Annotated in this window: 7 protein-coding genes; all 7 read left to right on the top strand. The window is 64.5% G+C overall.

The genetic code is table 11. From position 1 onward, the window contains the following. Nucleotides 1-12 precede the first annotated feature (12 nt). The 7 genes from ACTIFK_RS03070 to ACTIFK_RS03040 all read left to right on the top strand — a co-directional run bounded on the left by ACTIFK_RS03070 (nt 13) and on the right by ACTIFK_RS03040 (nt 12134). Nucleotides 13-963, top strand: coding sequence for an ABC transporter substrate-binding protein (locus ACTIFK_RS03070; protein WP_439541582.1), 951 nt, complete (start codon nt 13-15; stop codon nt 961-963). Nucleotides 964-1071: 108 nt separating this feature from the next. Beyond that, on the top strand, nt 1072-2097 hold the full coding sequence (locus tag ACTIFK_RS03065) for a quaternary amine ABC transporter ATP-binding protein (protein WP_439541581.1): 1026 nt from the start codon (nt 1072-1074) through the stop codon (nt 2095-2097). After that, nucleotides 2094-4100 (top strand): ABC transporter permease, encoded by a 2007-nt coding sequence (locus tag ACTIFK_RS03060; RefSeq protein WP_439541580.1) that lies wholly within the window; start codon nt 2094-2096, stop codon nt 4098-4100. The genes ACTIFK_RS03065 and ACTIFK_RS03060 overlap by 4 nt, the downstream gene beginning before the upstream one ends. Next, on the top strand, nt 4093-4992 hold the full coding sequence (locus ACTIFK_RS03055; RefSeq protein ID WP_439541579.1) for a phosphotransferase: 900 nt from the start codon (nt 4093-4095) through the stop codon (nt 4990-4992). Before ACTIFK_RS03060 ends, ACTIFK_RS03055 begins: the two co-directional genes overlap by 8 nt. After that, nucleotides 4989-7439 (top strand): GcvT family protein, encoded by a 2451-nt coding sequence (locus ACTIFK_RS03050; RefSeq protein ID WP_439541578.1) that lies wholly within the window; start codon nt 4989-4991, stop codon nt 7437-7439. Before ACTIFK_RS03055 ends, ACTIFK_RS03050 begins: the two co-directional genes overlap by 4 nt. A 337-nt stretch (nt 7440-7776) precedes the next feature. Further along, entirely contained in the window at nt 7777-9000 is a 1224-nt protein-coding gene (locus tag ACTIFK_RS03045) for an efflux RND transporter periplasmic adaptor subunit (protein WP_439541577.1), read from the top strand. Further along, entirely contained in the window at nt 8997-12134 is a 3138-nt protein-coding gene (locus tag ACTIFK_RS03040) for a multidrug efflux RND transporter permease subunit (RefSeq protein ID WP_439541576.1), read from the top strand. The genes ACTIFK_RS03045 and ACTIFK_RS03040 overlap by 4 nt, the downstream gene beginning before the upstream one ends.

Genomic DNA, 12134 nt, shown 5'->3' with positions numbered 1-12134 from the left:
ATCGGGTGAAAAATGTTGAAGCTCCGCTCCACAGCCGCGCTGGCGGCTCTCGCGTTCGCCTCACTGTTGCCGCCGCCGGCCCTGGCGGACGATTCCAAGGACCCCATCAAGCTCACGCTTCACGACTGGACCGGTCAGCTCGTCAGCGCCCACATCATGGGCGAGGTGCTGAAGAAGGCCGGCCTCAATATCGAATACGTGCAGGCCGACTATCTCGCGCAGTTTGCGGGTCTCAAGACTGGCGACGTGCATGTCGCCATGGAGATCTGGGCGACAACCGGCAAGGATGCGCTCGAAGAGGCCGTCGGCACCAAGCAGGTCGAAAACCTCGGTGAAACGGGCATGCTCGCGGTCGAGGAGTGGTGGTACCCGCTCTACATGAAAGAGAAGTGTCCGGGTCTCCCGGACTGGCAAGCTCTCAAGAAGTGCGCCGAGCAGTTCAGCATTCCCGAGACGGCGCCCAAGGGCCGTTACGTCGGCGCCCCCGCGACCTGGGGTGGTTTTGACGATGAGCGCGTGCAAGCACTCGATCTTCCGTTCGAGGTGGTGCATGCCGGCACGGATGCCGCCCTGTTTGCCGAACTGGAATCCGCTTATCAGCGCCAGGCACCGGTCATTCTGTGGGTTTACGCGCCGCATTGGGCGCCCATCAAATACAAGGGTGAATGGGTCGAGTTTCCGAAATATGAGCCGGCCTGCTATTCGGACCCGTCATGGGGCATCAACAAAGAAAAAGCCTACGATTGCGGAAAGCCGCGCGGCCCGATTTGGAAAGCCGCATGGTCGGGCCTGAAAGACAAGTGGCCGACGGCGCACAAGGCGATCAAGGGTTTCGAATTCACCAATGACGAAATGGGCAAGATGGTCGGCGAGATCGATCTCGACGGCAAGAAGCTCGACGACGTCGTCGCTGCGTGGATGAAAGACAACGAGCCGCGCTGGAAGAAGTGGATCGGCGGCTAGGTCCGCATCCCACATCATTGCGTTTCAGGTCTGCAATCCGGGCTCCGGACTTTCGCCCGATCAGGACCTGAAACGCATTCCTCTTGGATTGGATCAACGGGTCTGCAGATGACCAGTCCTGCCCTCGTCTGCCGAAACCTTTGGAAGCTCTACGGGCCGGACCCGCAGGGCTTCCTGGCCAAGCACGGGGCGCCAACCGACGCGGCGCTCAAATCGGCGGGCTACGTCGCGGCCGTTGTGGACGCCTCGCTGGAAATCGAGCGCGGTGAGATCTTCGTGATCATGGGGCTTTCCGGCTCGGGCAAATCCACGCTCGTCCGGTGCCTCTCACGCCTGATCGAACCCACGAGCGGCGCGGTTTTGTTTGAAGGCGTGGATCTTCTCGCGGCTCAGCCCGCTGAGTTAATCCAGCTGCGTCGCCACAAGATGGGCATGGTATTCCAGCACTTCGCGCTGCTGCCGCATCTGAGCGTGCTCGACAATGTCGCTTTCCCGCTCGAAATCCGAGGCATGCCGCGGCGCGAGCGGGAGAAGGCCGCGCGCGACATGATCGATCTCGTCGGGCTCGGCGGGCGGGAGCAGAACCTGCCGTACCAGCTTTCGGGTGGACAGCAGCAGCGCGTTGGCATCGCCCGCTCGCTGATCACGGACCCGGACATCTGGTTTCTGGACGAGCCATTTTCGGCGCTCGATCCTCTCATCAGGCGTGAGATGCAGAACGAGTTCATGCGGCTGCAGGACGCGCTGCATAAGACGATCGTCTTCATCACCCACGATTTCGAAGAAGCGGTGCGCGTCGGCGACCGCATCGCCATCATGCGTGACGGCCGGATCGTTCAGGTCGGCACGCCTGAGGACCTCGTGCGGGCGCCGGCCGATGACTACGTCGCCGAATTCACGCGTGACGCCCCGCGCAGCAAGATCCTCTCAGCCCGTGCCATCATGCGCAACGCGGCGCCCGGCGAAAGCGTCGCCGGGCTCGTGCCTGCAACGGCGAAAGTCCGTGACTTTGCCGGGCGTATCGAAGCCTCCGATCTCCCGTTCGGCGTCGCCGACGAAGCCGGCCAACAGATCGGTATCGTCGACCGGCGCGCCGTTATGGCCGTGCTCATCGGCTCCGGAGCGCAGACATGACGTTGGCTGCCGTGGACAGCAGCGCGTCGGCCGGAGACGAGCGGCTCAATCCAGCGCTCGTCGCCGTAGGTGTCATTGCCGCGCTCGCTGTGCTGTCGTTCATCTTCAAGGAAAACCTGCCGTCTTGGATGCGGGAGCTTCCACCGGCTTGGCGGATAGGTCTCGATACGGCCATCTCGGCGGCGATGAAGTGGCTCATCGAGGAGGCGAGCTTCGGCCTCTTCACGTTCAAGGAGCTGACGCGGTCGATCGCTGACCTGCTGAACGTACCGCTCGATTTCGCGACGTCCATCCTCGCCACCGGGCTGCGGGACGGACGCGGCTCCACAGCCGTCCAGATCGCGCCGCCCATGCCTTGGCTTGCCGTCGTCGGTTGCGTCGCGGCCTTGGGCTATCGCTTCGGCGGGGCGCGCCTCGCGCTGATCGCGGGCGGCGCCTTTCTCTATCTCGCGGTCTTCGGCCAATGGGCGAGCGCCATGCTCACCCTCTCGTCTATCGTCGTCGCCGCACCGCTCGGCATCGCCGGCGGGCTGCTCCTCGGCATTGGCGGTTACAAGTCATCGCTCTTCAAGAAGCTGATCACGCCGATCCTCGACCTCATGCAGACGGTGCCTACGTTCGCCTACCTCGTGCCGATCCTGTTCCTGTTCGGGTTCGGCCCGGTCGCGGCCATGATCGCGACCATGATCTATGCGTTGCCGCCGATGGTCCGCGTGACCATGACGGCGCTTGAGTCCGTGCCGCGCGAAATCGTGGAATACGGAACGATGGCGGGCACGACGCCGCGGCAGATGATTGTCAAGGTGATGCTGCCCGCCGCACGCCCGCAGCTGCTTGTCGGCGTGAACCAGGTGATCATGCTGTCGCTCAATATGGTCATTATCGCTTCGATGATCGGTGCGGGCGGTCTTGGCTTCGACGTGCTGTCGAGCCTGCGCCGTCTCGACATCGGCCGCGGTCTCGAAGCCGGCATCGCCATCGTGGTTCTCGCCATCGCGCTCGACCGCCTCAGTCAGGCCTACGCCGAAGGCGCGCGCGTGCGCGAAGCCAAAGGCGGTGGGCGACGGTACTTTCTGGCGCTCGCCGGGTTCGTCGCGGTAACGTATCTGCTCGGCCTCGTCCTGCCGTTTGTCGCCACCTACCCGCCAGAGCTGCAGCTCTCGACTGCGCCGTGGTGGTCCGACGCCGTCAAGTGGATCAACATCAACTTTTTCGACGTCTTCGACGCGGTAAAGACGTTCGTGCTCCTCAATATCCTACTGCCCGTAAAGCGCTTCATGCTGGCGCAGCCTTGGCCGCTGGTGGTCGCGGCGCTGGCTTATACCGGCTGGTGGCTGGGCGGGCTCCGTCTTGCGGCGCTCGCGGCCGGGCTTTCGCTGTTCATCGTCGTGAACGGACAGTGGGAGTACGCGATGATCACGATCTACCTCTGCGCCATCTCCGTCCTGTTTGCGTCGTTGATCGGCATTCCGCTCGGCATCTACGCCGGCCTGAACCCGCGCGCCTGGCGCGTTGTCGAGCCGATCATGGATACGCTGCAAACGCTGCCGAGTTTCGTCTACCTCATTCCGGCGGTCATGCTGTTCCGCGTCGGTGACTTCACGGCCATGTTGGCCATCGTGCTCTATGCGCTGGCGCCGGCCGTTCGCTACTCCGCGCATGGGATCCGGCAGGTGCCGCCGATCTTGACGGAAGCCGGAGTCGCGATGGGATGCACCCCGGGCCAGATCTTGCGCCGCATCCGCCTCCCGGTTGCGCTGCCGACCATCCTGCTTGGCATCAATCAGACCGTGATGCTGGCGCTCTCGATGCTGGTCATTACCGCACTTGTCGGTACGCGCGATCTCGGCCAGCAGGTCTACATGGCGCTCACGAAGGCGGATGTCGGCAAGGGGTTGGTAGCGGGTCTCTGCGTCGCCGCAATAGCGATCACCGCAGACCGCCTGATCGGCGCGGCCGCACGCCGGATTGCCGCCCAACAGAGCGGGGTGACGCATGGATGACCACGGGTCAGAGTCTTTGCGAGACCGCATCGCCAACCTCGACCTCTGGTTCGGCCGCGTCGATCCGGTCCCGCTCGCTGGCGGCATCACGAACAAGAACTTCGTCGTTGAGGATCGCGGCCGGAAGTATGTCGTCCGTACAGGAGGGGACATTCTCGTTCACGGCATTGTACGTGCGAACGAGCTTGCCGCCGCGCGGGCGGCAGAGGCCGCTGGGATCAGCCCGGCCGTCATTCGCGCCGAGCCTGGCCTCATGGTCATCGATTTCATCGACGGTCGCACATTCGCGCCGGAAGATGTGCGCAACCCGTCGAACTTCGATGGCCTTGTCGATCTGGTGAAACGGTGCCATCGCGACGTCGCACGGTATCTACGCGGCCCTGCGCCAATGTTCTGGCCGTTCCATGTCATCCGCGACTACGCGCACACGCTGCATGAAGGTGGGAGCCGCCATGGCCTGCTGCTCGCGGACATTCTCGATCGCTCGGAGCGGTTGGAGAAGGCCGTCGGCCCGATCGACGTCGTGTTCAGCCACAATGACCTGCTCGCGGCCAACATCCTCGACGACGGAAAGAGGCTCTGGCTGCTGGACTGGGACTACGCCGGTTTCAATTCGCCGCTGTTCGATCTCGGCGGCCTTGCGTCCAACAGCGCTATGCCGCCCGAGATGGCCGAGGCTTTCGTCTCTGCCTACTTCGGCCGCCCCGTCGATGACGCACTCCGGCGCCAAGCCGCCGCCATGACCGCTGTCTCGCTCCTGCGTGAAACGCTCTGGGCCATGGTTTCCGAAATCCACTCGGCAGTCGACTTCGACTACGCGGCCTACACGGCCGAAAACCTTTCCCGCTTCGAGGCGTCCTACGCCCGCTACAAGACGATGGAGTCGTCATGAGCACGCTGCCAACATCGGCCAAGATCGTCATCATCGGTGGTGGCATCGTCGGCTGCTCGACGGCTTATCATCTCGGCAAGATGGGCCTCAAGGATGTGCTGTTGCTCGAGCGCGGGAAGCTGACATCCGGCTCCACGTGGCATGCGGCTGGTCTTGTCGGCCAGCTCCGTTCGAGCGCGAACATCACGCAGCTGCTCGGCTATTCCGTCGCGCTCTATGACAAGCTCGAGGCGGAGACGGGTCTCGCCACCGGGTGGAAGCGCAACGGCGGCCTGCGCCTTGCCTGCAACGAGGAGCGTTGGACCGAGGTGAAGCGCCAGGCCACGACGGCCACGTCGTTCGGCCTCGACATGCAGCTCCTGACGCCGAAGGAAGCGCAGGATCTGTGGCCCCTCATGCAGGTCGACGATGTGGTCGGTGCGGCCTTCCTGCCGACCGACGGCCAAGCGTCGCCATCGGACATCACGATGTCGCTCGCCAAGGGCGCGCGCCAAGGCGGCGTGACGATCAAGGAGGGCGTCAGCGTCACGGCCATCGAGGTTGAAAGGGGCGTAATACGTGCCGTCGTGACAGACCAGGGCCGCATCACGTGCGAGAAGGTTGTCATATGTGCCGGCCAATGGGCGCGGCAGGTCGGCCAGCTCGCCGGTGTCAACATCCCGCTGGTCTCGATGCAGCACCAGTACCTGATCACTGAAAAGATCGACGGCGTGACGGCGAGCCTGCCGACGCTGCGCGATCCGGACCGCCTCACCTATTGGAAGGAGGAGGTCGGCGGCCTTGTGATGGGTGGCTACGAGCCCAACCCGATGCCGTGGACGGAGACGAAGCTCGGCGAGCCGTTCGAATTTCAGTTGCTCGACAACGACCTCGAGCACTTCGAGCCTTTGCTGGAACTTGCCGCCGGGCGCGTGCCGGCGATGCAGTCCGTCGGCATCCGCCAGTTCATCAACGGCCCCGAGAGCTTCACGCCGGACGGCAACTTCATTCTCGGTGAAGCGCCCGAGGTGCGAAACATCTTCGTCGGCGCAGGTTTCAACGCATTCGGCATCGCAGCCGGCGGCGGCGCGGGAATGGCGCTTGCCGAATGGGTCGCGAAAGGTGAGCCGCCCTACGATCTCTGGCCGGTCGATATCCGCCGCTTTGGCCGCAATCACCTCGACACGAACTGGGTGCGGACGCGAACGATGGAGGCCTATGCCAAGCACTACACGATGGCGTGGCCGCACGAGGAGCATCAGTCCGGCCGCCCACTGCGCCGCTCGCCGCTCTATGATCGCCTGAAGTCGCAAGGCGCCGTATTCGGCGAGAAGACGGGCTGGGAGCGCCCGAACTGGTTTGCCGATCTTGGTGGCGGTGAAGAGCAGAAGGATACCTACGCCTACGGGCGTCAGAACTGGTTCGAGGCCGTTGGCCGCGAGCACAGGGCTGCACGTGAGCGTGTCGCCGTGTTCGATCAGACCTCGTTCGCAAAATTTGTGATGGTGGGCAAGGACGCCGAGCAGGCGATGTCCTGGATCGCCGCCAACGATGTCTCGAAGGCACCGGGATACCTCACCTACACGCAGATGCTGAACGGCAAGGGCGGCATCGAGTGCGACCTGACGGTTGGCCGCCTGGCGCCCGACGAATACTATGTCGTGACCGGAACCGGCTTCGCCGTGCATGACTTCGACTGGATCAAGCGCTCGATTCCCGCCGGCCTCGACGCACGCCTGATCGACGTCACGTCCGCCTATGGCGTGCTGGCCGTCATGGGGCCGCGGGCGCGGGATGTTCTGTCGTCGCTGACGAGCGAGGATCTGTCGCGTGCCGGCTTTCCCTTCGGCCGCATCAAGCCCATTACGTTGGCCGGTGCGCCAATACTCGCGTTACGCGTCACCTATGTGGGCGAACTCGGTTGGGAGCTGCACATTCCAGTGGAGTTCATGGCAGCCGTCTACGAGGCACTGATGGCGGCTGGCGCGCCGCACGGCATCGCCAACGCGGGCTATCGCGCGATCGAATCCCTGCGGCTGGAAAAAGGCTATCGCGCGTGGGGATCGGAGATCGGTCCGGACCACTCGCCGCTGGTGTCCGGGCTCTCCTGGGCTGTGAAGCTCAAATCGAACACGCCTTTCCAGGGCCGCGAAGCGATCGCCGCTCAGAGCACGAAGCCGCTGCCGCGGCTGCTCGCCTGCTTCACGGTGGATCCGTCCATCGTCTTGCTCGGCCGGGAAACGATCTATCGCAACGGTGTGCGGGTGGGCTGGCTCGCGAGCGGCGGGTTTGGCTACACGGTCAACCGCTCGATCGGCTACGGCTACGTGCGCCGCCCCGATCCGGGCGTGGATGCGGAGTTCGTGCTGTCCGGCACCTACGAGCTGGAAGTGGCGACCGAGCGTGTGCCCGCGACTGTCACCCTCGAACCGCTCTACGATCCCAAAAACGAGTGCATTCGCGCGTGACGAAGAACGCGTGCGTTGTTGAATCGCGGTCTTATGTGGGTGCATCGTCCGAGAAGCGGACTCAAGGCGGGTTGAGTTCGCTTAGCCGGGCTAACCGGACGTCAGAGCGAAGCGGCTATTCTAGCTTAACCTTCTTCGCGACGGCTCCGCTCGGCGCCGAACATTAAGCGCTTTGAAAATCCGTGTCGTACGCCTTACAAAAATGTAAGCGGCGCGCGCATCTGCATTTGAGCCTCAGACACTACCTAGAGGCTACCGAGCACGACGGAATGTCTCCGTTTGGGCGTTGGGCCTAAGTTGGCTGCGTGCCTCCATAGACTGTGGCCCTGGTGCCCTCATGAAAAAACTGACGTTCGTTACGATTCTTGTGCTGCTCCTCGCGGGCGGCGCTACGGCGTATTGGGGCTTGCCGGGTTCCACGCAGACCGAGGGGCGCGGGCAGGATGCGACGCGCGTTGCCGCCGCTTCCGTTCCCGTCGTCATTGCGATGGCGCAGACTGCCGACGTTCCGATCACTCTCGAGGGCGTGGGGACGGTGCGTGCCCGCAATACGGTGACGGTGCGGCCGCAGGTCGACGGCCGGTTGCTCTCGGTCAACTTCAAGGAAGGACAGACCGTCGAGAAAGGCGACCTGCTCGCCAAGATCGATCCGGCGACCTATCAGGCGGCACTCGATCAGGCGTTCGCCAAGAAGGCCCTCGACGAGGCTCTGCTCGCCAACCAGAAGCATGATCTCGAACGCTACGAGAAGGTCGGCACGCTCGCGGAATCGCAGCAGCAGATCGATACGCAGCGGGCGCTGGTGCGGCAGCAGGAGGCGCAGATCAAGGCCGATCAAGCCGCCATCGACAATGCAACGGCGATCCTCGGTTACACCAACATCGTGTCGCCGCTGCGGGGCCGGACCGGGATCCGCATTGTCGACGAGGGCAACCTCATCCGTTCCGCCGATGCGGCCGGCATCGTCGTCATCACGGAGATCCAGCCCATCTCCGTGTTATTCACGCTGCCGCAGCAGGATCTACCGCAGATCCGCAAGGACGATCCGAGCAAGGTCCTGGTCGCCGAAGCGTTCACGACCGACGGCAAGACGCAGCTCGAAACGGGCTCCTTGCAGGTCATCGACAATCAGATCGATCCCGCGACCGGCACCGTGCGCCTCAAGGCGGAATTCCCGAACACGACGCTCGCGCTGTGGCCGGGCCAGTTCGTCAACGTGAGGCTGCGCGTCGATACGCTGAAAGGCGTCGTCGTCGTGCCGCCGGTTGCGGTCCAGCGCGGGCCCGCCGGAACCTTCGTCTTTGTGGTGACGGACGACGGCATGGCGGCCGTGCGGCAGGTTACGGTCGGGCGGCAGACCGAAACCGAGGCCGTGATCGAAGCCGGTCTCAATGCCGGCGATAAGGTTATCACGTCGGGCTTTGGCAGGCTCTCGGACGGCGCCAAGATCGCGGACGTGACCAATCCCCCACCTGCTGCGCCGCCGCTCACCGGCGAGCCTCACACGGCACAGAACGGCAATCGCGAGGGCCGGAGGAACAACGCGAGTAATGCGCCATGAACGTTTCCGCGCCGTTCATCCAGCGGCCGATCGCGACCTCGCTGCTCGCCGTGGCTGTCGTGCTCGGCGGCATCTTGGGATACTTGGCGCTGCCGATCTCGTCGCTTCCGCAGGTGGACTTCCCGACACTCGAGGTGACGACCGAGCTGCCGGGCGCGAGCCCGGACACGATGTCCCGGCTCGTCACGGCGTCGCTCGAGAGGCAGTTCGGCCAGATCCAATCGCTCGAGCAGATGACCTCGATGAGCACGTTCGGCTACAGCCGGATCACGCTGCAGTTCGCGCTCGATCGCGACATCGATGCGGCGGCCCAGGACGTGCAAGCCGCGATCAATGCGGCCGGGTCGACACTGCCGCGCAATCTTCCCTATCCGCCGTCGTACTCAAAGGTCAATCCGGCGGACGTGCCGATCGTAACGCTGGCGTTGACATCGGACACGCAGACGCTGCGGCAGATGTCGGATCTCGCCGATACACTGATCACGCAACGCATGAGCTCGATCTCGGGGGTGGGTCACGTCTCGATCCAGGGCGGTATGCGGCCGGCAGTGCGCATCGAAGCCGATCAGACGCGGCTTGCTTCCTATGGCCTCAGCCTCGCGGACGTCAGCACGGCGGTGAACAACGCCAACGTGGCCGGACCCAAGGGCTCTCTCGACGGTGCGCATCAGTCCTACACCATCGCGACCAATGACCAGCTCGACAGCGCGGCGGGCTACGAGGACGTCGTGGTTGCCTATCGCAATGGGGGCACCGTGCGGCTCCGGGATGTGGCGACGGTGACGGACGGCCTCGAGAACGTGCGTGTCGACGGGCGCCACGACGGTAAGGCTGCGGTGCTCATCGACGTCCAGCGCCAGCCCGGCGCCAATGTCATCGAGACGGTCCAGCGTATCCAGCGCGAGCTGCCGCGCCTGCAGAAGGCGATGCCGGCGGCCGTCAAGCTCGAGACTGTGCAGGACCGGACGGCGACCATACGCGCGTCGGTGCATGACGTGCAGTTCACGCTGGTCTTGAGCGTGGGGCTGGTCGTGATGGTGGTGCTCTTGTTCCTCCGCTCGATCCGCGCCACGATCATTGCCGGTGTCGCGCTGCCCGTCTCGCTCGTCTCCACCTTCGGCGTGATGTGGTTCTGCGGCTTCAGCTTGGACAACCTGTCGCTGATGGCGCTGACGATCGGCACCGGGTTCGTCGTCGACGATGCCATCGTTATGATCGAGAACATCGTGCGCCACATGGAGAGGGGTGCCAAGCCGATGCAGGCGGCGCTCGACGGCGCGCGCGAGATCGGCTTTACGGTGATCTCCCTCACGCTCTCGCTGATCGCGGTTTTCATCCCCCTGCTGTTCATGACCGGCCTCGTCGGGCGCATGTTCTCGGAGTTCGCGCTGACGCTGACGATCGCGGTGATCGTATCGGCGATCGTCTCGCTGACGCTCACGCCGATGATGTGCTCGCGTCTTCTCAAGGCGGGGCACAATGGAGAAACGCATCCCGACGGCGGAGAGACCGGAAAGCCCGCCGGCACGATCATCGACCGCGTCGTGCGGGCCTATTCGGCCTCGCTCGAGGTCGTGCTCCGGCATCAGGCGGCCACGCTCCTCGTCACCGTGGCCACGGTTGCGCTGACGATCTGGCTCTATGCGGTCATGCCGAAGGGGTTCCTGCCGATCCAGGATACGGGCCTGATCACGGCAATGGTCGAGGCAGGCCAGCAGGTGTCGTTCGAAGAGATGCGTGGGTTGCAGGGGGACGTCATCAGGGCGATTTCGACCGACCCGGACGTCGCCAGCGTGGCCTCGATCGTCGGCATCGGCGAGCTCAACCCCACCGAGAACACCGGCAACATCAAAGTCATGCTGAAGCCGCGCGAGGAGCGTGTTGCGAGCGCCGACCAGGTCATCGGCCGCCTCAAGCAGGCGGTCGCGGACGTCCCGGGCGTCACCGTCTACTTCAAGCCGCAGCAGGAGGTGCAAATCTCGACGCAGGCGAGCCGCGCGCAATACCAGTACACGCTCGTCTCCACGGACACCGCCGAAGTGCGCACCTGGGCGACGAAGATGTTGGACGCGCTCAGAGCTTCGCCGCATCTGCGCGACGCGTCGTCGGCAGCGGCGGACGGCGGTCTGGCTGCGCGGATCAACGTCGACCGCGATACCGCCGGGCGTCTCGGTGTCACGATGCAAGCCATCAACGACGCCTTGAACAACGCGTTCGGCCAGAGACAAGTCTCGACGATCTACGCCCAGGCCAACCAGTACCGCGTGGTGCTCGAGGTGAAGCGGGAGGACCAGAGCGACCCGGGCCGGCTCGCGCGGCTCTACATTCCGTCGTCGACTGGGGCGCAGGTGCCGCTGACCTCGGTTGCGAAGATCGACTACGTCGAGGCGCCGCTCGTCGTCGCGCACCAGAACCAGTTTCCGGCGGTGACGCTGAGCTTCAATCTGGCTCCGAAGTCCTCGTTGTCGGATGCGCTCCGGGTCATCGACCAGGCCAAGCAGTCGATCGGGCTTCCGGACACGGTCGCCGGGACGTTCGCCGGCGATGCGGCCGAGTTCTCAAAGTCGCTCGAGGGCCAGCCGTGGCTGATCCTCGCCGCGGTGGTGACCATCTACATCGTGCTTGGCGTGCTCTATGAGAGCTTCATCCATCCGTTCACGATCCTGACGACGCTGCCGTCGGCGGGCATCGGCGCAGCGCTGGCGCTGGCGCTCGCCGGCCAGGACCTCTCGTTCGTCGCGTTGATCGGCATCATTCTGCTCATGGGCATCGTGAAGAAGAACGCGATCATGATGATCGACTTCGCGCTCGAGGCGGAGCGCACGCGCGGTCTCGCCCCGATCCAATCGATCCGGGAGGCCGCGGCGTTGCGCTTCCGGCCCATCATGATGACGACGCTGGCGGCCCTGTTCGGCGCCCTGCCGCTGGCGTTCGAGGGCGGAACGGGATCGGAGCTGCGCAATCCGCTCGGCATCTCCATCGTCGGCGGCCTGCTGCTCAGCCAATTGCTCACGCTCTACACGACGCCCGTCATCTACCTCGCTATGGAGCGGCTGCGCGCACGGCTTTCCCGTGGGTCCGTCGACGAGGCGGCACCAGCTCGCCTCCCGGCGGCACACTCGCCGGTGGAGTAG

The sequence above is a fragment of the Hyphomicrobium sp. genome, assembly GCF_051860585.1.
Lineage (GTDB): Bacteria > Pseudomonadota > Alphaproteobacteria > Rhizobiales > Hyphomicrobiaceae > Hyphomicrobium_C.
This window is presented reverse-complemented; position numbering and strand designations above follow the sequence as displayed.